The sequence below is a fragment of the Streptomyces sp. NPDC048606 genome, from assembly GCF_040650855.1.
Classification (GTDB): Bacteria; Actinomycetota; Actinomycetes; order Streptomycetales; family Streptomycetaceae; genus Streptomyces.
On the sequence record NZ_JBEZIB010000005.1, the window covers coordinates 223232 to 243778 of the forward strand.

Annotated in this window: 19 protein-coding genes; 9 read left to right on the top strand and 10 right to left on the bottom strand. The window is 74.8% G+C overall.

Features of this window, described 5'->3' with window-relative positions; all coding sequences use genetic code 11:
- The first annotated feature begins 49 nt into the window (after positions 1 to 49).
- Positions 50 to 517: a nitroreductase/quinone reductase family protein gene (locus AB0D01_RS08110; protein ID WP_363054293.1), complete on the top strand. Its 468-nt coding sequence runs from the start codon at positions 50 to 52 to the stop codon at positions 515 to 517.
- Between the two features lie 206 nt (positions 518 to 723).
- Here the strand turns inward: AB0D01_RS08110 and AB0D01_RS08115 are convergent, their stop codons facing one another.
- The gene (locus AB0D01_RS08115; RefSeq protein ID WP_363054294.1) at positions 724 to 1920 is read right to left on the bottom strand and encodes a geranylgeranyl reductase family protein; all 1197 of its coding nucleotides are present in this window, start codon (positions 1918 to 1920) and stop codon (positions 724 to 726) included.
- A 479-nt stretch (positions 1921 to 2399) separates the two neighbouring features.
- Between AB0D01_RS08115 and AB0D01_RS08120 the strand changes: the two genes are divergently transcribed.
- Together AB0D01_RS08120 and AB0D01_RS08125 are read left to right on the top strand one after the other, a co-directional pair.
- Positions 2400 to 3764 carry a dipeptidase gene (locus AB0D01_RS08120; protein ID WP_363054228.1) on the top strand — a complete coding sequence of 455 codons (1365 nt, stop codon included), beginning with the start codon at positions 2400 to 2402 and terminating at the stop codon, positions 3762 to 3764.
- A 110-nt stretch (positions 3765 to 3874) separates the two neighbouring features.
- A complete protein-coding gene (locus AB0D01_RS08125) occupies positions 3875 to 4606 on the top strand; it encodes an MBL fold metallo-hydrolase (protein WP_363054229.1) in 732 nt (243 codons plus the stop codon).
- Positions 4607 to 4656: 50 nt separating this feature from the next.
- Here the strand turns inward: AB0D01_RS08125 and AB0D01_RS08130 are convergent, their stop codons facing one another.
- Positions 4657 to 5241 carry an XRE family transcriptional regulator gene (locus AB0D01_RS08130; protein ID WP_363054230.1) on the bottom strand — a complete coding sequence of 195 codons (585 nt, stop codon included), beginning with the start codon at positions 5239 to 5241 and terminating at the stop codon, positions 4657 to 4659.
- A gap of 77 nt (positions 5242 to 5318) precedes the next feature.
- Here AB0D01_RS08130 and AB0D01_RS08135 point away from each other — a divergent pair, with 77 nt between their 5' ends.
- Together AB0D01_RS08135 and AB0D01_RS08140 are read left to right on the top strand one after the other, a co-directional pair.
- Entirely contained in the window at positions 5319 to 6365 is a 1047-nt protein-coding gene (locus AB0D01_RS08135) for a methyltransferase (protein WP_363054231.1), read from the top strand.
- Positions 6362 to 7822, top strand: a complete 1461-nt coding sequence (locus AB0D01_RS08140) for an MFS transporter (RefSeq protein WP_363054232.1) — start codon at positions 6362 to 6364, stop codon at positions 7820 to 7822. The genes AB0D01_RS08135 and AB0D01_RS08140 overlap by 4 nt, the downstream gene beginning before the upstream one ends.
- Before the next feature lie 196 nt (positions 7823 to 8018).
- On the opposite strand, the gene AB0D01_RS08145 is transcribed toward AB0D01_RS08140, so the two are convergent.
- Positions 8019 to 9056 (bottom strand): NUDIX domain-containing protein, encoded by a 1038-nt coding sequence (locus tag AB0D01_RS08145; protein ID WP_363054233.1) that lies wholly within the window; start codon positions 9054 to 9056, stop codon positions 8019 to 8021.
- Between the two features lie 208 nt (positions 9057 to 9264).
- On the opposite strand from AB0D01_RS08145, the gene AB0D01_RS08150 reads away from it, so the two are divergent.
- Positions 9265 to 10260, top strand: a complete 996-nt coding sequence (locus tag AB0D01_RS08150; protein ID WP_363054295.1) for a LacI family DNA-binding transcriptional regulator — start codon at positions 9265 to 9267, stop codon at positions 10258 to 10260.
- Between the two features lie 2 nt (positions 10261 to 10262).
- Here AB0D01_RS08150 and AB0D01_RS08155 read toward each other — a convergent pair whose 3' ends face one another.
- A complete protein-coding gene (locus AB0D01_RS08155) occupies positions 10263 to 11252 on the bottom strand; it encodes a winged helix-turn-helix domain-containing protein (protein ID WP_363054234.1) in 990 nt (329 codons plus the stop codon).
- Between the two features lie 55 nt (positions 11253 to 11307).
- Between AB0D01_RS08155 and AB0D01_RS08160 the strand changes: the two genes are divergently transcribed.
- Entirely contained in the window at positions 11308 to 12585 is a 1278-nt protein-coding gene (locus tag AB0D01_RS08160) for an MFS transporter (protein ID WP_363054235.1), read from the top strand.
- 24 nt (positions 12586 to 12609) lie between these two features.
- Here the strand turns inward: AB0D01_RS08160 and AB0D01_RS08165 are convergent, their stop codons facing one another.
- From AB0D01_RS08165 to AB0D01_RS08185, 5 genes are all read right to left on the bottom strand, one after another.
- On the bottom strand, positions 12610 to 13908 hold the full coding sequence (locus AB0D01_RS08165; protein ID WP_363054236.1) for an aldolase: 1299 nt from the start codon (positions 13906 to 13908) through the stop codon (positions 12610 to 12612).
- A 305-nt stretch (positions 13909 to 14213) separates the two neighbouring features.
- A complete protein-coding gene (locus AB0D01_RS08170) occupies positions 14214 to 15176 on the bottom strand; it encodes an electron transfer flavoprotein subunit alpha/FixB family protein (protein ID WP_363054237.1) in 963 nt (320 codons plus the stop codon).
- 57 nt (positions 15177 to 15233) lie between these two features.
- Complete coding sequence (locus AB0D01_RS08175; RefSeq protein ID WP_363054238.1) at positions 15234 to 16019, bottom strand: electron transfer flavoprotein subunit beta/FixA family protein; 786 nt, start codon at positions 16017 to 16019, stop codon at positions 15234 to 15236.
- 203 nt (positions 16020 to 16222) lie between these two features.
- Positions 16223 to 16741: a flavin reductase family protein gene (locus AB0D01_RS08180; RefSeq protein ID WP_363054296.1), complete on the bottom strand. Its 519-nt coding sequence runs from the start codon at positions 16739 to 16741 to the stop codon at positions 16223 to 16225.
- Positions 16742 to 17144: 403 nt separating this feature from the next.
- Complete coding sequence (locus tag AB0D01_RS08185; protein WP_363054297.1) at positions 17145 to 17444, bottom strand: thioredoxin family protein; 300 nt, start codon at positions 17442 to 17444, stop codon at positions 17145 to 17147.
- A 302-nt stretch (positions 17445 to 17746) separates the two neighbouring features.
- Here AB0D01_RS08185 and AB0D01_RS08190 point away from each other — a divergent pair, with 302 nt between their 5' ends.
- Positions 17747 to 18469 carry a lysophospholipid acyltransferase family protein gene (locus tag AB0D01_RS08190; protein ID WP_363054239.1) on the top strand — a complete coding sequence of 241 codons (723 nt, stop codon included), beginning with the start codon at positions 17747 to 17749 and terminating at the stop codon, positions 18467 to 18469.
- Positions 18470 to 18715: 246 nt separating this feature from the next.
- Positions 18716 to 19975, top strand: coding sequence for an MFS transporter (locus tag AB0D01_RS08195; protein WP_363054240.1), 1260 nt, complete (start codon positions 18716 to 18718; stop codon positions 19973 to 19975).
- On the opposite strand, the gene AB0D01_RS08200 is transcribed toward AB0D01_RS08195, so the two are convergent.
- On the bottom strand, positions 19911 to 20510 hold the full coding sequence (locus AB0D01_RS08200; protein ID WP_363054298.1) for a transglutaminase family protein: 600 nt from the start codon (positions 20508 to 20510) through the stop codon (positions 19911 to 19913). The genes AB0D01_RS08195 and AB0D01_RS08200 overlap by 65 nt on opposite strands.
- Between the last annotated feature and the right edge of the window lie 37 nt (positions 20511 to 20547).

The window sequence follows — 20547 nt, forward strand, 5'->3', positions numbered from 1 at the left end:
CACACTGGTCTCAAGCGAGAGCACCGCTCTCCCATTGCCGTCGGAGGCCATCGTGAACGCGCCCACCCCCACTCCCCACTACGTCCGGGCCAGTGCGGTCGGCGTCCGCTTCAACTCCCTCGTGGGCAAGCTGGCCCGCCTCGGCATCAGCCTCGCCGGCACCGCCGAGCTGTCGGTGCGCGGCCGCACCTCCGGCCGGATGCAGCGGATACCGGTCAACCCGCACGAGTACGACGGCGCGCGGTACCTGGTCTCGGCCCGCGGCCACTCCCAGTGGGTGCGCAACATGCGGGTGGCGGGCGGCGGGGAGCTGCGCGTCGGCCGCCGGGTGCGCACGTTCACGGCGACCGAGATCACCGACCCGGAGCGGAAGGCGGTCGTGCTGCGCGCCTACCTGGAGAAGTGGGGCTGGGAGGTGAACCGGTTCTTCCAGGGGGTCACCGCGAAGTCCTCGGACGCCGAACTCCGCAAGGCCTGCGCCGACCACCCCGTCTTCCTCATCACGGTCGAGCGGTGACCCCGACGCACCGCACGCCGCCAGGCCCGCCGCGCCGAACGCGCCCCGAACGCCGCTCCGCCCGCGCCCCGAACGCCCACCGCCCGGCGCGGTGGCGCGCCCCCGACGCGCGTGGCGCGCCGTGGACGGCCTCCGGGCCGGGCGGTGGGTCGGGTCGGGTCAGGTCAGGTCAGGTCAGTAGCGGAAACGAGCGCGCGTCGGACGCGTCAGACGTCGGTCCGGCCCTCGCGCGCCTGCCGGGCGTCCAGCAGGTGCAGTGCCTTGCGCGCCAGCGGGTAGGTGCGGACCAGGTCCGCCAGGGTCGTCGCACCCCGCGTGATCCGGGCGAACGCCAACCAGGCCGGCCGCAGACCGGTGATCGCCGCGTGCAGCATCCCCGGTCGGGCCTCGAACACCGTCAGCATCCGCTTGCCCACGGCCATTTCCACACCGAGCCCGGCCTTGATCGCGAAGGCGTAGTTCAGCGCCTGGCGCCGCGCGTCCACCGCGTCCTGAGCCTCGGAGATCTTCGCGGCCCACTCCCCCGCGAGCCGCCCCGAGCGCAGCGCGAAGGAGATGCCCTCCCGCGTCCACGGCTCCAGCAGCCCGGCCGCGTCCCCCGCCACCAGGACCCGACCGCGCGACAGCGGCGAGTCCGGCTTGCGGCACCGCGTCAGGTGCCCGGAGGAGACGGCCGGCTCGAAACCGGCGAGGCCCAGCCGGGCGATGAAGTCGTCCAGGTAGCGCTTGGTGGCCGCGCCGTCCCCCTTGGCGGAGATGACGCCCACGGTGAGGGTGTCCCCCTTGGGGAAGACCCAGCCGTAACTGCCGGGCAGCGGGCCCCAGTCGATGAGGACGCGCCCCTTCCAGTCCTCGGCCACCGTCGCCGGCACCGGGATCTCCGCCTCCAGGCCCAGGTCGACCTGGTCCATCTCCACCCCGACGTGCGCGCCGATGCGGCTCGCGCTGCCGTCCGCGCCGACGACGGCGCGGGCGAGCACCGTCTCGCCGTCCGCCAGGACCACCGCGACCGTGCGCCGGTCGGGCACTGCCGCGCCGTGCTGCTCGACGCGGGTGACGGCCGTGCCGGTGCGCACCGTCGCGCCGGCCTTCTCGGCCTCGGCGACCAGCGCGGCGTCGAACTCGGGCCGGTTGATGAGCCCGAAGAGCATGCCCTTCGAGCGGCGCGTGCGGGTCAGCTTCCCGTTCAGGGAGAAGGTGACCGCGTGGACGCGGTCACGGAAGGGCAGGACGAAGCCCGGCGGCAGGGCGTCGCGCGAGGGGCCGATGATGCCGCCGCCGCAGGTCTTGTAGCGCGGCAGTTCGGCCTTCTCCAGCAGCAGGACGCGCCGGCCGGCCTCCGCCGCCGCGTGCGCCGCCGAGGCGCCCGCCGGTCCGGCGCCGACCACCACGACGTCCCACACCTCGCCGGTCGCCCCGGCCGCTTCCGCCGGCGCGGCCTCCGCGTCCGCAGCGGGACCGGTCCCGGCGACGGGCCCGCCGTCCCGCGTACCGTCCGTCGTCGCGGCGTCCTTCGCCGTGCCGTCGGTCGTCGCGGCGTGCGCCGCGGCGCCGTCCGTCGTACCGCCCCCCGGGCCGCCTTCCGGGCCGTCCGCCGCTGCGGGCGCCGTCCCCTCGTCCGCCCCCTGAGCGGCCTGCTCTGCGCTTGCGCCGTGTACGTCGTCGTCGCTGCTCACGATGTGCTGCTGCTCCTGATCACGCGGTTGCTCGGATGCCGTGGAAATCCTACGGCGCGAGTGGGACCGGACCCTCTGTGCGAGGATCGTTGCCGGCTTCACCTTGTTTTCCGCCGTACGGGGACCGCCGTACCGCGACCGCGCAGTACCGCCGTACCGCCGTACCCCGGCACCCATACAACGTCGCACCCACGAGGAGCGTGCCCATGTCCCAGAATCCGATCGCCGAGACCATCGCCTCGCTGATGCCCCGCGCCAAGGCGGAGCTGGCCGAGTTGGTGGCCTTCCAGTCGGTCGCGGACTGGGCGCAGTTCCCCAAGAGCGAGAGCGAGGCCGCCGCGGCCTGGGTGGCCGACGCCCTGCGCGTCGAGGGCTTCCAGGACGTGGCGCTGCTCGACACCCCCGACGGCACCCAGTCCGTGTACGGCTTCCTGCCCGGCCCCGAGGGCGCCCCGACCGTACTGCTGTACGCGCACTACGACGTGCAGCCGCCGCTGGACGACGCCGCCTGGATCTCCCCCGCCTTCGAGCTGACCGAGCGCGAGGGCCGTTGGTACGGGCGCGGCGCCGCCGACTGCAAGGGCGGGTTCATCATGCACCTGCTGGCGCTGCGCGCCCTGAAGGCCAACGGCGGGATCCCGGTCTCCGTGAAGGTGATCGTGGAGGGCTCGGAGGAACAGGGCACCGGCGGTCTCCAGCAGTACGCCGAGGCGCACCCGGAGTTGCTGGCCGCCGACACCATCGTCATCGGCGACGCGGGCAACTTCCGCCTCGGCCTGCCGACGGTCACGGCCACCCTGCGCGGCATGACCCTGATCAAGGTCAGGATCGACACGCTGGGCGGCAACCTGCACTCGGGCATGTTCGGCGGTGTCGCCCCCGACGCGCTGGCCGCGCTGGTGCAGTTGCTCGCGTCGCTGCGTTCGGCCGACGGTTCCACGACGGTGGACGGCCTGGCCTCGGACGCGGTGTGGGAGGGCCTGCAGTACCCGGAGGAGGACTTCCGCGCGGACGCGAAGGTGCTGGACGGCGTCGAGCTCATCGGTGAGGGCACCATCGCCGACCGGCTCTGGGCCCGTCCCGCCGTCACCGTCCTCGGCATCGACTGCCCGCCGGTGATCGGCGCGACCCCGTCCGTGCACGCGAGCGCCGGCGCGCTGATCAGCCTGCGCGTGCCGCCGGGCGTGGACACCGGCGAGGCGATCAAGCTGCTGGAGGCGCACCTGGTGGCGCACACCCCGTGGAAGGCCCGCCTGGAGCTGGAGGTCGTCGGCCAGGGCCAGCCGTTCCAGGCCGACACGACGAGCCCGGCGTACGCCTCGATGGCGGCGGCGATGAGCGTCGCCTACCCCGGCCAGGAGATGCAGGTCAGCGGCATGGGCGGGTCGATCCCCCTGTGCAACACCCTGACCTCGCTCTACCCGGGCGCGGAGATGCTGCTGATCGGGCTGAGCGAGCCGGAGGCGCAGATCCACGCGGTGAACGAGAGCGTCTCCCCGCAGGAGCTGGAGCGGCTGTCGGTCGCGGAGGCCCTGTTCCTGGTGAACTACGCCGAGTCCAAGCGCGGCTGACACCCGCCCGCGGAAGGGGATTTCGCCCCGGGCGCACTGCGCCCAGGGCGTAGTCCGCTCCCGGTGAAGTCACGCGCGCGGAGCCGGTTCGGGCGTCTACGTTCCCCGGTATGGACCTCGTAGAACTGCTCCCGGACCGGCTCCACATGCTCCGCTTCCCGATCGGCCAGGCCTACCTCTGGCGGGACGGCGAAGCCCTCACCCTCATCGACGCCGGCCACGCCGGATCGGCCGGCGCGATCGAGGAGGCGATACGTTCCCTCGGGGCGCGGCCCGAAGGGTTGGAGCGGATCGTCCTGACGCACTGCCACCGCGACCACGTGGGCGCCGCCGGGGAACTGGCCGCCCGCTGGGGCGCGCGGGTGTGGGCGCACCGGCTGGACGCGCCCGTGGTCCGCGGCGAACTGCCCGTGCCCGAGCCGGTGCTGCTGGACTGGGAGGTCCCGCTGTACGCGCACGGCCTGACGGTGCCGCAGGCGCCGCCGACTCCGGTGGACCGGGAGTTGGAGGACGGCGAGGTGCTGCCGTTCGGCGACGGGGCGGTGGTGGTCCACGCCCCGGGACACACGCCGGGCAGCATCGGCGTGCACCTGCCCCGGCACGGGGTCCTGTTCACCGGTGACTGCGTCGCGGGGGTGGGCCAAGTGATGTTGGGCGTGTTCAACGTGGACCGCGCGCAGGCCGTCGCGTCGTTCCGCCGCCTTGCCGAACTCGCGCCGTCCGTGGCCTGCTTCGGGCACGGGGACCCGTGGGTGACGGACACGGCGGAAACCCTCCTCGGGGCGGTGAAGGCCACCGAGGAGGCCGAGGCGACCGCGGCGGCCCCCGAAGCCGCGGGCTGAGTCCGAGGCGGGGCCGGGGCCGCCGAGAGGCGGGTTCGGCGGCGGGGCGTTCAGCTCTGCGGCTTGGCCCGGACGTGCATGCGCTCGCCCTGTCGCCCGAACAGGCTGAGGACCTCCACGGGCCGCCCGTCCGCGCTGCTGAACCAGTGGGGCACGCGGGTGTCGAACTCGGCCGCCTCACCGGGCCCGAGCACGAGGTCGTGCTCGGCGAGGACCAGCCGGAGCTTCCCGTCGAGCACGTACAGCCACTCGTAGCCCTCGTGCGTCCGGCGGTCGGGCTCCGAGCCCCGGTCGGTGATGATCATCTTGTACGCCTGGAGGGGGCCCGGGGTCCGGGTCAGCGGGACGACGGTCCCCCCGTGGGGCAGCGGGTGCGGCTTCAACCGGACCCGCGGGTCCCCGACCTCGGGCGCTCCCACCAGGTCGTCGAGCGGCACCCGGTAGGCGCCCGCGAGCGGCAGCAGCAACTCCAGACTCGGGCGGCGTTGACCGGACTCCAGCCGGGAGAGGGTGCTCTTGGAGATGCCGGTCTCCTCGGAGAGCGCCGCCAGGGTGAGCCCCCGCTGGGCGCGCAACCGCTTGAGCCGGGGGGCGACCTCGTCCAGTACCGACTGATAGGGCTCCGGTGTGTCCATGCGGGCATTCCACCCCGGTTTCCCGGAATCGGCAACACAAGTTGCCAGACCCTCGGGCGGGGCCGCACCCTCCCGGCATGACCACACACGCGCACCACGCCCCGGCCGGACCCCACGGCCACGACTCCGGCCATGGCTCCGGCCACGACGGCCCGGTCGACGGACACGCGTCCCCCGCGCCCGCCCACGCCCACGGCCACGGCCACGGCCACGGGGACCACGGCCAAGGCCACGGCGACCACGCAGACCTCGACTGGTCGGTGCTCGCCGACCACCTGGAGACCGGCGCCGAACTGCACCTCCCGGCCCACCGCCGCATCGCCGACCACCTGGGCGCGCTCTTCGGCCCGGACCGGCCGGTGCGCCGCGTCCTCGACATCGGCAGCGGGCCCGGCGTGATGACCTGCCTGCTCGCCGAGGCCTTCCCGCACGCCGAGGCCGTCGCCGTGGACGGCAGCGCCGCGCTGCTGGACCGCACCCTGGCCCGCGCCGACCGGCTGGGCCTGGCCGGCCGGGTCACCGCCCGCCACGCGCGCCTGCCCGAGGACCTGTCCGGGGACACCGGCGTCGGCACCGCCGACCTCGTGTGGACCAGCAAGACCGTGCACCACCTCGGGGACCAGCAGGCCGCGCTGGACACGTTGGCCGGGGCCCTGCGGCCGGGCGGGGTGCTCGCCGTCGCGGAGGGCGGGCTGCCGATGCGGTTCCTGCCGCGTGACATCGGCGTGGGCCGGCCGGGGCTCCAGTCCCGCCTGGACGCCGCCCACGAGCGGTCCTTCCAGGACATGCGGGAGTCCCTCCCCGGGAGCACTCCCGTCGTCGAGGACTGGGCGGCCATGCTCCGGCGCGCCGGGCTGGGCGACGTACGCTCCTTCACGGCCCTGGTCGACGTGCCCGCCCCGCTGGACGACGCCGGCCGGGCCTTCCTGCACCTCCAGTTGAGCCGGCTGCGCGAGAACACGGGCGGGTTCCTGGACGCGGGGGACCTGAGGACCCTCGACGTGCTGGTGGATCCCGCGTCGGAGGCGGGCGTGCTGCTGCGCCCCGACGTCTTCCTGCTGTCCGCCGTCACGGTCCACACCGGCGTACGGCCGCACGACGGTGCACGGCGGGCCGCCTCGTGAGACGCCCCGACGCGGACCCCGCCACGGCGCCGGCCGCGCCGCCGGCGGCCGGGGCCCGGCCCGCGTCGGTGCGGTGGGCGTTGGCCGCGCTCGCCCTGTCCGCGCTGCTGTCCTCGCTCGGCGCCGGCATCGCGAACGTCGCGCTCCCCTCCCTGGCGCGGGAGTTCTCCGCGTCCTTCCGGGGGGTGCAGTGGGTGGTCCTCGCGTACCTCCTCACCGTCACCGGCCTGATCGTCGGGGCGGGACGCCTCGGTGACCTGTTCGGGCGCCGCCGGTTGCTGTCGGCCGGGATCGCCCTCTTCACGGCCGCGTCCGTCCTGTGCGGCCTCGCCCCCACCCTCGGGCTGCTGATCGCGGCCCGGGCGGCGCAGGGGGTCGGGGCGGCCGTGATGATGGCGCTGACCATGGCGTTCGTCGGCGGGACCGTTCCCCGCGAGGCCACCGGCCGGGCCATGGGGATCCTGGGCACGACCTCGGCGGTCGGCACCGCGCTGGGCCCCTCCCTGGGCGGCCTGTTGCTCGCCGGCCCCGGCTGGCGGGCGATCTTCCTCGTCCAGGTGCCGCTCGGCGTCCTGGCGTTCCTCCTGGTACGCCGCCGACTGCCCGCCGACGCCCCCGCGCCCCGCGCCGACGGCCGGCCCCGTTTCGACCACGCGGGCACCCTGGTCCTCGCCGCGACGCTGGCCGCGTACGCGTTGGCCCTGGCCCCGGGCGGGGGCGTCCCGGGGCCGATGGTGTGGGCGTTGTCGGCGGTGGCGCTGTGCGGAGTGGTGGTGTTCGTACGCGTCGAGGCGCGGGCGGCGGCGCCGCTGGTGCGACCGGCGGCCCTGCGCGATGCGGAGCTGAGCGCGGGGCTGGCCATGAGCGCGCTCGTGTCGACCGTGGTCATGGCCACGATGGTGGTCGGCCCCTTCCACCTGTCGCGGGCGTTGGGGCTGGACGCCGCCCTCACCGGCCTCGCCCTGTCGGTGGGTCCGCTCGTCGCGGCGCTGACCGGTGTCCCGGCCGGGCGTCTGACCGACCGGTTCGGCGCCCGGCGGACGACGGTCGCCGGGCTGCTGGTCATGGTCACCGGTGCCTGCCTGCTCGCGGCGGCCTCCCCGGGGCTCGGCGTTCCCGGTCACCTCGCCCCGCTGGCCCTGCTCACGTGCGGCTACGCCGTGTTCCAGACCGCGAACAACGCCGCCGTGATGGCGGACGTCCCGGCGGACCGGCGGGGCGTGGTCTCGGGACTGCTCAACCTGTCGCGCAACCTCGGACTCATCACCGGCGCCTCGGCCATGGGCGCCGTGTTCGCCCTGGCCTCCGGCGCGGCGGACGTCACGACGGCGGCCCCGGGCGCCGTCGCCGCCGGTACGCGGGTCACGTACGCGGTGGCGGCGGCCCTGATCGCCGTCGCGCTCGCGGTGTGCGCGGGCGCCCGGACGAGGGCCCGCCGGCGCCAGCGGCCCGCGTGACCGCGGCACGGGGCGGCAGCACGGACCGGACGGCCCCGACCCGAGGACCAGGCGAAGGGCCGAGCGGGCGGGCACGTCTCACCCCCGTGGCCGAGAGGCCACGGCACGGCACGGCACGGACGGCCCCGACCCGAGCACCGCACGGCCCGCACGGCCCGCACGGCCCGGCAGGCGGACGGAGGCCGCCCGGCCCGCGTCAGGGTGTGGGCCGGCCCGCCTCCAGGTACAGCGGGCGGCCTCGTTCCCGGGCGCGCAGCGCCCCCCGCAGGCGCTCGAAGCGGTGCGGCGGCAGCAGTTCGGCGGCCTCCGCCTCCGTGACGAACCGCCAGGCCCGCAGCTCAGGGCCCGGCAGGCGCAGTCGGGCGATCTGCGCGGGCGTCGGCCGGCCGCCGTCGAAGAGCAACCGCAGCCCCCCGTACGCCGGCGGGCAGGGCGGCTCCCAGTCGACCACGAGCAGGCCCGGTTCCCGGTCCAGGGTCAGGCCGAGCTCCTCCTCGACCTCGCGCACGCCCGCCCGGGTCGGCGCCTCGCCCGCCTCCACGACGCCGCCGGGGAACTCCCAGCCCGGCTTGTACGTCGGATCCACCAGCAGCACCCGGTCCGCGTCGTCGAAGAGCAGCACCCCCGAGGCCACCGTCTCGCGCGTCGGCTCCGGGGTCTGCACGATGTCGCAGGCCGGCGCCGTGCCGGACCGCAGCGCCTCGGCGATCCGCTCCGCCGTCTCGCGGACCGTGAGGTGCCCGTTGTCGATGACGTGCGCGTCGGCGCTCAGCCAGCCGAGGGCCTGTCGGTAGGCGGGGATGTGGTCGTACGCCCACTGTCTGACCCGGACGTCGACCGTCTCGGGCGCCCCGGGCTCCCGACGGGTGGCGATCCGCTCCCGCAGGATCGTTTCCGCCGGTGCGAGCAGCACGTGCCGCACGGCGATCCGGCGGGCCGCGAGCCCGCCGAAGATCTCGTCGCGGTACTCCTGGCGCAGCAGGGTCATCGGCACCACCAGCACGCCCCCCACCTCCGCCAGCAGCGCCGCCGCCCCGTCCACGACGAGGCGGCGCCAACTCGGCAGGTCCTGGTAGTCCGTGACCTCGGCACGGCGTGCGTCCGGCAGGATCCGCATCAGCACGTCGCCGATGAACTCCGGGTCGAACAGGGTGCCGTCCGGCAGAAGTCCGGTCAGTTCGCGGGCCGTGCTGCTCTTCCCGGCGCCGAACGTGCCGTTGATCCAGACAATCACGTCTACCCCTCTCCCGATGGCTCGCCTGCGAAGCCCCCAGTGGCTTGCCCGCACCACCCTGCCACGGAAACCCGCCCACCGGACGAGTGCTTATCCTCAAGGTCAGGGCCCTGCCCCGACCGTCGTCCGCCATCGCCGTCCCGGAGGTTTCCCCACCGTGCCGCACAGCCGCCGCCCGTCCGAGCCCCGATACGGCAACCGGCCGACCATGAAGGACGTGGCGGCCCGGGCGGGTGTGGGCCTCAAGACGGTCTCCCGGGTCGTCAACGGCGAGCCGGGGGTGACCCCCGACACCGAACACCGGGTCCAGGAGGCCATCGAGGCGCTCGGGTTCCGCCGCAACGACAGCGCCCGCGTGCTGCGCAAGGGGCGTACCGCGACGGTGGGTCTGGTCCTGGAGGACCTCGCGGACCCCTTCTACGGTCCCCTGAACCGGGCCGTCGAGGAGGTGGCCCGCACCCACGGCGCGCTGCTGATCAACGGGTCCAGCGCGGAGGACCCGGACCGCGAGCGGGAGTTGGCCCTGGCCCTGTGCGCCCGCCGGGTGGACGGGCTGATCGTGATCCCGGCCGGGGACGACCACCGCTACCTGGAGCCGGAGATCCGGGCCGGGGTGGCCATGGTGTTCGTGGACCGTCCGGCCGGCCGGATCGACGCGGACGTGGTGCTGTCGGACAGCTTCGGCGGCGCCCGCGACGGGGTGGCCCACCTGATCGCGGGCGGGCACCGCCGGATCGGTTTCATCGGTGACCAGCCGCACATCCACACCGCGACGGAACGACTGCGCGGGTACCGGGCGGCGATGGCGGACGCGGACCTGCCGGTGGACCCCTCCTGGGTGTCGGTGGGCTCCACGGCCCCCCAGCGGGTGTCGGGCGCGGCCCGCGCGATGCTCGAAGGCCCGGAGCCGGTGACCGCGTTCTTCGCCGGCAACAACCGGGTCACGGTCACCGTGGTACGGGTCCTCGCGGACCGGGACCGGCCGGTGGCGCTGGTCGGCTTCGACGACTTCGAGCTCGCCGACCTGCTGCGCCCCGGGGTGACGGTGGTCGCCCAGGACGCCGCCGCGCTGGGCCGGGTGGCCACGGACCGGCTCTTCCAACGGCTGGCCGGCGCCGAGCTGCCCCCCGCCCGGATCGAGCTCCCGACCCGCCTGATCCCGCGCGGCTCGGGCGAACTCCCCCCGGCGGAGCCGACGTCGTAGCGCTACGCCGACCCGCCGCCGCCCACCAGCAGGTCGCCGAGGGGGCTGCGCCGGTACAGGACCAGCCGCCCGTCGCGGGCCCGCGCCAACAGACCGGCGGCGTACAGCACCCGCAGGTGCTGGGACACGGCGCTCGGGGTGACCCGGAAGCGGCGGGCGATCTCCACCGTGGGCAGCGGCTCGTCGAGGAGCCGGAGCATCCGCGCCCTGGGGGCTCCGAGCAGGGCGTCCAGCGCGGACGCGTCGGCCGTCGGCGCCGGATCCCACAGCGTCGCCACCCCCCGGCTGGGATACACGAGCAGGGGAGGCTCCTCGGGGCTCACCGGGGGCGCGGGCTTGTGCGCGAACACCGAGGGGACCAGGAGCAGTCCCCGGCCGTGCGCCTCGACGTGGTGGGCGGCGAGCATCCGGTCGACGTACAGGACGCCGTCGTGCCAGCGCAGGTTGGGGTGCATCCCGGCGAACAGCCGGCGGGCCCCGCCCACGGCCAGTTGCCGGGCGCGGTAGGTCATGTCGGCCTCCAGCAGCGTCCGCATCCGGGGCCACAGCGGCCGGACGGCGACCTCCCAGTAGTCGCGCAGCACGTCGCAGACGGCGTCGCGCAGGGCGGCGACCCGCGCCGCGTCCGCGCGGGCGGCGTCCGCGAGCGGCGCGGGGAGGGGGTCCGGGGCGTACGCGGCGATCAGGTCCCGTCGGACCAGGTCGGGCGGGGTGGCGCGGACACCGGCCAGTTCCTCCTCGAACGCCGGGTCGAAGTCGGCCGGTCGGGGCGTCAGGAAGTCCGGCAGGGTGAGGCGCGGCGCGACCAGGGACATCAACAGCCGGCCGTCGAGGGCGTCGAGCCGGGCCAGGACGGAGGCGCGCCACGGCAGGTGGAGGGCCGAGAGGCCCGGCTCGCGGAGCACACGCAGGCTGAAGACCGTCTCGCCCAACGGGGAGAGGGCGAACCGCGTGTCGGCGAGGTCCTCGACGCCGAGCCCGAAACTGATCATTAAGCACCACGCTACATCGATTGGCCGCGGGGCCCGGTTGCCGTGGACTCGACGCATGACACGAACAGCGGCCCCGCGGGCCGAGTTGGGGCGGGGAACCGTCCTGATCCTGGCGTTGACCTGCGCCGTGGCCGTCGGGAACATCTACTTCCCGCAGGCGATCGGCCCCCTGATCGCGACGGGTCTGGACGTCTCCCCCGACACCGCCTCGCTCGTGGTGACGGCCACCCAGGTCGGTTACACGCTGGGGATGTTCCTGCTGGTCCCGCTCGGCGACCGGCTGCCGCACCGGCCGTACCTGGTGACCCTGCTCGCCCTCTCCGGCGCGGCCCTGCTCGCGGCGGGCTGCGCACCCGCGCTGCCGTTCCTCGTCGCCGCCGGCGTCTGCGTCGGCGTCTCCACCGTGGCCGCGCAGATCATCGCCCCGATGGCCGCCGGGCTGGTGGCCCCCGATCGGCGGGGCGCGGTGATGGGGACCCTGCTCAGCGGGTCCATCGGCGGCATGCTGCTCGCCCGTACGTTCAGCTCCACGCTCGGGGAACGGCTGGGGTGGCGGGCACCGTACCTGGCGGCGGCGGTCGTGGTCCTGCTCCTCGCGGGCGTCCTGGCCCGCGCGCTGCCGGCCACGCCCCCTCCCCCGCCCAGCCCGTACCGGACGCTGCTGACGGACGCGCTGCGGCTGCTGCGCACGGAGCCCGAACTGCGCCGTTCCTGCCTCTACCAGGCGACAATCTTCGGGGCCTTCTCGGCCGTCTGGACCTGCCTGGCGCTACTGCTGACCGGCCCGACGTACGGGATGGACACCCGGGCGGTGGGGATGCTCGCCCTGGTCGGCGCGGTGACGATGCTGTGCACCCCGCTCGCCGGGCGGCTGGTGGACCGGCGCGGTCCCGACGGGATGAACCTCGTCTGCCTGATCGGCGTCCTGCTCGCGGCCGGCGTCCTCGCCGGGGGCGTCGCGGGCGGTGCGTGGGGGCTGTTCGCGCTGACGGCGGGCACGCTGCTGCTCGACGTGGCGTTGCAGTGCGGGACGGTCGCCAACCAGGCGCGGGTCTTCGCCGTGCGCCCCGATGCCCGGGGCCGGCTCAACACGGCGTACATGACCTGCGCCTACCTGGGCGGAAGTGCCGGTTCCTGGTTGGGCGTGCGCGTCCACGGGCTCGCCGGGTGGGCGGGGGTGTGCGCGTTCGTGGCGGTGCTCGCCGCCCTCGCCCTGGGCCGGCACCTGACGGGGCCGGCCGCGCCGCGGGCCCGGTCCGGGAAGGGCGGGGCCCGTCCGGAAGGGTCCCGGACGGGCCGTGCGCCGGCGCCGGCGCGCGGTGGGGCCGGATGACCCGGCGCCGCACGCCCGGCGGGGTCAGGAGGTGGCGGTCAGCGTCGCCGAGCGGCGCGGGATGGCGAAGGCGTCCAGTTCGGCGCGGGTCAGACCGGTGAGGGAGGTGACCTCCTCGATGCCGACGGCGCCGCAGTCCAGGCCGCGGACCAGGTAGCCGGCGAGGGCCTTGGCGGTGGCCGGCTCGTCCATCACGTCGCCCTCGATCTTGGCGACGTACGCCTTGAGGCGGGCGGCGGCGGTCTCCAGGCCCTCGCGGTAGAAGGTGAAGACGGCCGCGTAGCGGGTCGGGAGGTGGCCCGGGTGCATGTCCCAACCCTGGTAGTAGGCGCGGGCCAGGGCGCGGCGGGTGAGGCCGTAGTGCAGCTTCCAGGCCTCGTGGACCTTCTCGGTGGTGCCGATCGGCAGCACGTTGGTGGAGCCGTCGGAGACCCGTACGCCGGTGCCGGCGGCCGCGACCTGCATGATCGCCTTGGCGTGGTCGGCGGCGGGGTGGTCGCTGGCCTGGTAGGCGGCGGAGACGCCGACGCACGCGCTGTAGTCGAAGGTGCCGTAGTGCAGGCCGGTGGCGCGGCCCTGGGAGGCCTCGATCATGCGGGCGACGGTGGCGGTGCCGTCGGAGGCCAGGATGGACTGGCTGGTCTCGATCTGGATCTCGAAGCCGATGCGGCCGGGGCGCAGGCCGCGGGAGGACTCGAAGGCCTCCAGGAGCTTGACGAACGCGGAGACCTGCTCGGCGTAGGTCACCTTGGGCAGGGTCAGGACGAGGTTGTCCGGGAGACCGCCGTGGGCGAGGAGGCCGGAGAGGAAGACGTCGGTGGTGCGGATGCCGCGGTCGCGGACGTTGGACTCCATGCACTTCATGCGGATGCCCATGTAGGGGGCGTTGGTGCCGTTGGAGTACGCCTCGGAGATCAGCCGGGCGGCGCGGGCGGCCGCCTGGTCCTCCTCCTCGTCGGAGCGGACGCCGAAGCCGTCCTCGAAGTCGACGCGGAGGTCCTCGATGGGCTCGCTCAGGAGCTTGGCGCGGACGCGGTCGTAGACGGGGCCGGCCAGTTCGTCGGAGATGCCGAGGACCTTGGCGAAGGTGGCGGCGTCGGGGGCGTGCTCGTCGAGGGCGGCCAGGGCCTGGTCCCCCCAGGAGCGGATGGTGTCGGCCGCGAAGACGTCGCCGGGGACGTAGACGGTGTGGATGGGCTGACGGGTGCCGGGGTCGCCCGGGTAGTGACGCGCGAGTTCCGCGTCCACCGGCGCCAGGGAGGCGCTGATGCCCTCGCTGACCGCGCCTGCGAGGCTCGTCGCCACCTTCTCCTGCTGACCCATCGTGCACTCTCCTCTTTTCCGCTTCACGGAAGCTTAGATCCGCATAGCAGAATTTAGTCACGGGGTTCCGCTCAGTCAATGGTCCCCCCGCCGTCCCGGCCCAACGAGCCGGGGCCGTGTGGTGACAATCACCACACGGCCCCGCGGACGACACACGTGCTGGTCAGGACGGGGCCGCCGGCGCGGGCGCCCCGATACGACGCGAGGGCCTCCCGGGCGGCGCGGACACGATCGTCCGCCCCGGCCCGGAAGGCCCTCGCGTCTGCGTTCGGGAGCCGGCGGCGAGCGCCGGCCCCCGGGCGCCACTAGCCCTTGCGGGCCTTGATCTCGGCGGTCAGCTGCGGGACGACCTCGAAGAGGTCGCCGACCACGCCGTAGTCGACCAGGTCGAAGATCGGGGCCTCGGCGTCCTTGTTGACGGCCACGATGGTCTTCGAGGTCTGCATGCCGGCGCGGTGCTGGATCGCGCCCGAGATGCCGGAGGCGATGTACAGCTGCGGGGAGACCGACTTGCCGGTCTGGCCGACCTGGTTGGTGTGCGGGTACCAACCGGCGTCGACGGCGGCGCGGGAGGCGCCGACGGCGGCACCGAGGGAGTCCGCGAGCTCCTCGATGATCGCGAAGTTCTCGGCACCGTTGACGCCGCGGCCACCGGAGACCACGATCGCGGCCTCGGTCAGCTCGGGGCGACCCGTCGACTCGCGCGGGGTGCGCGAGACGACCTTGGTGCCGGTGGCCAGGGCGCCGAAGGTCACGGCGAGCGCCTCGACGGCGCCGGCGGCCGGAGCGGCCTCGACCGGGGCCGAGTTCGGCTTCACGGTGATGACCGGGGTGCCCTTGGACACGCGGGACTTGGTGGTGAACGACGCGGCGAAGGCGGCCTGGGTCGCGACCGGACCCTCGTCACCGGCCTCCAGGTCGACGGCGTCGGTGATGATGCCGGAGCCGATGCGCAGCGCCAGGCGGGCGGCGATCTCCTTGCCCTCGGCGGAGGACGGGACCAGGACGGCGGCCGGGGACACGGCGTCGTACGCGGCCTGGAGCGCGTCCACCTTCGGCACCACGAGGTAGTCGGTGAACTCGGGGGCGTCGGCGGTGAGCACCTTGACGGCACCGTGCTCGGCGAGCACGGCGGCGGTGGCGTCCGCACCGGCGCCGAGGGCGACGGCGACGGGCTCGCCGATGCGACGGGCCAGCGTCAGCAGCTCGAGGGTGGGCTTGCGGACGGCACCGTCCACGTGGTCGACGTAGACGAGAACTTCAGCCATGGGACTGCTCTCCTGCTGTTGCGAAGTATCTGGGGGCGTGAGGGGGCGGCGGAAGTTCTAGATGAACTTCTGGCCGGCCAGGAACTCGGCCAGCTGCTTGCCGCCCTCGCCCTCGTCCTTGACGATCGTGCCCGCGGTGCGGGCCGGGCGCTGCGCCGCGGAGTCGACCGCGGTCCAGGCGCCTTCGAGGCCGACCTCGTCGGACTCCAGGTCCAGGTCGGACAGGTCCCAGGACTCCACCGGCTTCTTCTTGGCGGCCATGATGCCCTTGAAGGACGGGTAGCGGGCCTCGCCCGACTGGTCCGTCACGGAGACGAGCGCCGGGAGGGAGGCCTCCAGCTGCTCGCTCGCGGAGTCGCCGTCGCGGCGGCCCGTCACGGTGCCGTCCTCGACCTTGACCTCGGAGAGCAGGGTGACCTGCGGGACGCCCAGGCGCTCGGCGAGGATGGCCGGGAGGACGCCCATGGTGCCGTCGGTCGAGGCCATGCCGGTGAGGACCAGGTCGTAACCGGCCTTCTCGATGGCCTTGGCGAGCACGAGCGAGGTACCCATGACGTCGGTGCCGTGGAGGTCGTCGTCCTCGACGTGGATGGCCTTGTCGGCACCCATCGACAGCGCCTTGCGCAGCGCGTCCTTGGCGTCCTCGGGGCCGACGGTCAGGACGGTGATCTCCGCGTCGTCCGCCTCGTCGGCGATCTGCAGGGCCTGCTCGACGGCGTACTCGTCGAGCTCCGACAGCAGGCCGTCGACGTCGTCGCGGTTCACGGTCAGGTCCTCGGTGAACTGCCGGTCGCCGGTGGCGTCGGGCACGTACTTCACACAGACAACGATCCTCAGGCTCACGCCGGCTCTCCTACCGCATCGTCTTTTAACTGGTACCGCCTTGTGAAGGCAGCATAGGCGCCTTGTGGGGCGGATCCCGGTCGGGGCGGGCCGCGCTCCGAAGGGAATGTTACTCGTCAGTACACAGTGGGTCTTCCCCGCTGGCAAGGCCACCGAACTGTGATCTGGCCAACGCCGCCCGAACCCTCCCCAGCAGGGACGATTCAGTCGCGCAACGCGTTGAAGCGCCCCTGGTGGTACAGCAGCGGGCGGCCCTCGCCGGCGGGGTCCCCGGCCACGGCCTCGGCGATCACCACCCGGTGGGCGCCGGCCGGCACCCGGGCCACCACGCGGCACACCAGCCACGCCAGCACCCCGTCGAGCAGCGGGACCCCGTGCGGCCCGTCCGTCCACGCGGTGCCCGGGCCGAAGCGGTCGGCTCCGCTGCGCGAGAAGAGGCCGGCCAGCTCCCGTTGGTGCTCGCCGAGTATGTGGACCCCCAGGTGCTCGCTGTCGCGTACGGCCGGCCAACTGGAGGACCCGGTGCCGATGGTGAACGAGAGCAGTGGCGGGTCGGCGGAGACCGAGTTGAGCGAGGTGGCGGTGAAGCCGACCGGCCGACCCCCGCTCTCGGCGGTGATCACGGCCACACCGGCCGCGTGGCGCCGGAAGACGGAGCGGAGCAGCTCGGGCGAACCGGGCAGGGCCGGGCGGCCCTCGTCGAAGGGGGCGGGCGGGGCCATCGGGACCGTGGGGGCCGTCATGGGAGGACTTCCTTCTGCCGCGAAAGGCGCGGACGCGATCGGGGATCGGGGGCCGGGGGCGTTCAGTGATCCCAACAGCGCGCGCTCGCGTGGCGGACGAGGTCCACATGGACCCGCCCGTAAAGCAGGAGTTCATACCGCATGCGGCCAGCCTGGCGATCTCACGCGTACACAGTCAAGCCGCAGCGGTCAGATGTCAGGCGCGTCACGCTGCGTACGGGCGCGCGCACCGGGGTACGGCGCCCCCGCGGGCGCCGCCGCCGGAGCGCGCCCGGCCCCGCCGCGCCCCGCCGCGCCCCACCGCACACCGACGTCCCGCGCCCCGCCGCACACCGGCCCCGCCGCACCCCACCGCACCCGCACCGCCGCGCCGTCGCGGGCCTCAGACCGCCGCGCCCAGGGCCGCGATCACGTCCGCCTTGCGCGGCATCCCCTCCGCCCTGCGCACGATCCGACCGGCGGCGTCCAGGACGAGGACGGTCGGGGTCTTCTCGACGGCAAGGGCCCGCACCAGTTCCAGGTTCGCCTCGGCGTCGATCTCGATGTGCTCGACCCCGTCCACCATGGCGGCCACCTCCGCGAGGATCCGCCGGGTCGCCGCGCAGGGCCGGCAGAAGGCGCTGGAGAACTGGACCAGACTGGCCCGCTCCCCCGGCACCCGACCCAGCTCGACCGCGCCCAACGGCCCGTGCCCGCCGGCGCCCGCCGCGTCCGGTTCCTGTCCCCGCACACCCACTCCTGTCTACGCTTCCCTCGTGCACGTACCCACCCGACCCTCGCCGGCCGGTGCCCCGGACGCGAGCGCCCCCGCGGCGCCCCGCGTTCGCGGCGCGCGGTCGCGCGTGACGAGAATCTCCCCGACCGGGGGCCTGCGGACTGGCCACCGGGCCCGGTTTGGGGCACGATCCCCATGGTCGCGTACCTACGCTGCCGTAACTTCCGGCCGGGAGCACCTCCCCAGGCAGAAAGCGGGGTCTCCCCATCATGGCTGAGCTCGTCTATCCCCCAGTGATCGGTGCCGCGCACACGCTCTTCCGCGCGCTCGACATCCGGATCGACATGAAGGGCACCGAGCACATCCCGCGCAAGGGCGGCGCGGTCCTCGTGTCGAACCACATCGGCTACCTCGACTTCATCTTCGCCGGCCTGACGGCCCGCCCGCAGAAGCGCCTGGTCCGCTTCATGGCCAAGGAGTCGGTGTTCCGGCACAAGGTGTCGGGCCCGCTGATGCGCGCGATGAAGCACATCCCCGTGGACCGCGAGCAGGGTGAGTCGGCGTACCGGCACGCCCTGGACTCGCTGCGGGCCGGGGAGATCATCGGGGTGTTCCCGGAGGCGACGATCTCCCAGTCGTTCACCCTCAAGAGCTTCAAGTCGGGTGCCGCGCGCATGGCCCAGGAGGCCGGCGTCCCGCTGATCCCGGTGGCGTTGTGGGGCACCCAGCGGCTGTGGACCAAGGGCCGCCCGAAGAACCTCAAGCGCAGCCACATCCCGGTGACGATGCGGGTCGGCGAGCCGCTGGAGGCCCCGAGCGACCAGTACGCGGGCGCGATCACCCGCCGGCTGCGCGAGCGCGTCCAGGAGCTGCTGGACGCCGCCCAGGCCGCCTACCCGGCCAAGCCGCAGGGCCCGGCGGACTCCTGGTGGCTCCCGGCCCACCTGGGGGGCACCGCCCCGACCGCCGCGCAGGTGCGCGAGGCCGGCTGACCGTCCGGCCCGGCGCGGCGACGATCCCGGCCGCGGGCTCGTCGCCGCGCCGCGTCCGGCGGCCCGTCCGGTGCGCGGTGCGGGTGGTCCACGGGGTGTTCCGGCGGCGCGAAGGCGTACGCCGCGTCGATCCGACAACGTTGTCCACCGTCGCTTTGCCGCCTGCCGGCGCACGGCCCCGCCCCGTACCCTCCGAGAGGGGCAGCCCGCCGGCGCACGCCGGTCCGGGGCACGAGGGGGACGGGGATGGCGATGGGCGGCTTCGGCCGGTATCTGGGGGCGGCCCTGGCCGCGCGGTTCGCCTCCGAGGGCATGGGCATGGCGGTGGTGCTGCTCGCGCTGGAGCGCACCGGCAGCGCCGCGCACGGGGCGTTCGTCCTGACCGCCTGGCTGGCGCCGAACGTCCTGGCGGCGCCGCCGGCGGGCGTGCTGGCCGCCCGCACGCGCCGGCCCCGGCTGTTCTACCCGGGGGCGCTGGCCGGGTTCACGGTGGCCGTGGCGACGCTCTCCGTGCTGCTGGGGCGGGCCCCGACGCCGGTGGTGCTCGCGGTGGCGGTCCTCGGCGGCACCTGCGGACCGATGGTGACGGGCGGGCTGTCGAGCCTGGTCGCGGGGCTGTTGCCGGAGGGGCCGCGGCGGGAGCGGGCCTACGGCTGGGACGCGTCCACGTACAACGCGGCGGCGGTGACCGCGCCCGCGGTCGTCGGCCTGACGGCCGCGTACGCCTCGGCGGCGCAGGCCATGCTGGCGCTCGCCCTCTCGGGGACCCTGGCCGTGGCCCTGGCGGCCACGCTCCCTTACGAGGACCGGGGCGCGGGTCCCTCCCGGGAGGGCCCCCGGGTCGGGCTCGGCGCGGGGCTGGCGGCCCTGTGGCGGGTGCGGGAGCTGCGGGCCGTCACCTCGGCGACGACCCTGGCCTTCGTCGGCGTCGGGGCGCTGACCACCACGTCCGTCCTGCTGGCCCGGGGCCTCGGCAGCCCGGGCGGCGGCGGGGTGCTGGTGACGTCCTTCGCGGTGGGCGCGCTGGCGGGTTCCCTGACGCTGGGCCGGATGACCTCCGTCGCCCCGGGTCGGATGGCGTGCGCGGCGATGGCCGCGACCGGGGTGGCGCTGGCCGGGGCCGCGTTCGCGGCGTCGCTGCCCCTGACGGCCGTGCTGTTCGCGCTGGCGGGGGTGTGCGACGGGCCGCTGTTGACGGCCACGCTGCGGATCCGCTCGGAGTTCGCCCCGCCGGGGACCCGGGCCCAGGTGTTCACCCTCGGGGCCGGGCTCAAGGTGACGGCGGCGTCCGCGGGCGCCGCCCTGGTGGGGCTGGCGGCCGCCGCGCCGGCGTGGACGCTGCTGCTCGGGATCGCCGGCCTGCAGCTCGCGGGGGCCGCGCTGCACGCGTCGATGGCGCCGCGCGGACCCGTACGGGCGGCGGCGCGGACGCGAGGGGCGGCTACAGGTCCTTCGGCAGGCGCCCCCACAGCTCCCGCCGGTCCGCGGACTCCCGGAGCGCCCTGAGGGTGGCGGGGTGCGGGGCGGCGTACACCCCGGGGTGGTCGACCTCGCCCAGTTCGGGGCGCACGGGGAAGGCGAGGCGTTCCTCGTCGAGGTCGAAGCGCGCGTCGACGCCGGGCCGGTTGCCCCGCGGGTCCACCCGGGACCAGCGGTCGGCTCCGGGCAGGCGCAGGGCGACGAGCCCGTGGAGCAGGGGGTCGGTGCCGTCGTCCTCGGTGAGCCGCTGGTAGCACAGGCCCGCCGGGATGCCCTGGGCGCGCAGGAGGGCGACGAGGGCGTGGGACTTCGCGTGGCAGATGCCGTTGCGGGTGGCCAGCACGTCGGAGGCGCGCCAGGTCACGCCGGGGGCGCCGGAGTCCGCCGAGTGCGGGATGGTGTCGCGGACGAATTCGAAGGCCACTTTGGCGTATGAGTATGCGTCGCCGGTGGCGGACCAGAGGGCGTCCGCGGTGTCCTGCACCCGTGGGTGCCAGTGGTCGATCGCCCCGTCCGATGCCAAGTAGGCATGGATGTCCGGGTTCTGTTGGATCAGCTGCATGCCCGGGAGCATAGGCATGCCACCGAGCGTAGATCAA

Coding starts and splice junctions, on each gene's coding strand:
- AB0D01_RS08120 (WP_363054228.1), top strand. CDS start 2,400: ATGTCCCAGAATCCGATCGCCGAGACCATCGCCTCGCTGATGCCCCGC.
- AB0D01_RS08125 (WP_363054229.1), top strand. CDS start 3,875: ATGGACCTCGTAGAACTGCTCCCGGACCGGCTCCACATGCTCCGCTTC.
- AB0D01_RS08130 (WP_363054230.1), bottom strand. CDS start 5,241: ATGGACACACCGGAGCCCTATCAGTCGGTACTGGACGAGGTCGCCCCC.
- AB0D01_RS08135 (WP_363054231.1), top strand. CDS start 5,319: ATGACCACACACGCGCACCACGCCCCGGCCGGACCCCACGGCCACGAC.
- AB0D01_RS08150 (WP_363054295.1), top strand. CDS start 9,265: ATGAAGGACGTGGCGGCCCGGGCGGGTGTGGGCCTCAAGACGGTCTCC.
- AB0D01_RS08155 (WP_363054234.1), bottom strand. CDS start 11,252: ATGATCAGTTTCGGGCTCGGCGTCGAGGACCTCGCCGACACGCGGTTC.
- AB0D01_RS08160 (WP_363054235.1), top strand. CDS start 11,308: ATGACACGAACAGCGGCCCCGCGGGCCGAGTTGGGGCGGGGAACCGTC.
- AB0D01_RS08165 (WP_363054236.1), bottom strand. CDS start 13,908: ATGGGTCAGCAGGAGAAGGTGGCGACGAGCCTCGCAGGCGCGGTCAGC.
- AB0D01_RS08170 (WP_363054237.1), bottom strand. CDS start 15,176: ATGGCTGAAGTTCTCGTCTACGTCGACCACGTGGACGGTGCCGTCCGC.
- AB0D01_RS08180 (WP_363054296.1), bottom strand. CDS start 16,741: ATGGCCCCGCCCGCCCCCTTCGACGAGGGCCGCCCGGCCCTGCCCGGT.
- AB0D01_RS08190 (WP_363054239.1), top strand. CDS start 17,747: ATGGCTGAGCTCGTCTATCCCCCAGTGATCGGTGCCGCGCACACGCTC.
- AB0D01_RS08195 (WP_363054240.1), top strand. CDS start 18,716: ATGGCGATGGGCGGCTTCGGCCGGTATCTGGGGGCGGCCCTGGCCGCG.
- AB0D01_RS08200 (WP_363054298.1), bottom strand. CDS start 20,510: ATGCAGCTGATCCAACAGAACCCGGACATCCATGCCTACTTGGCATCG.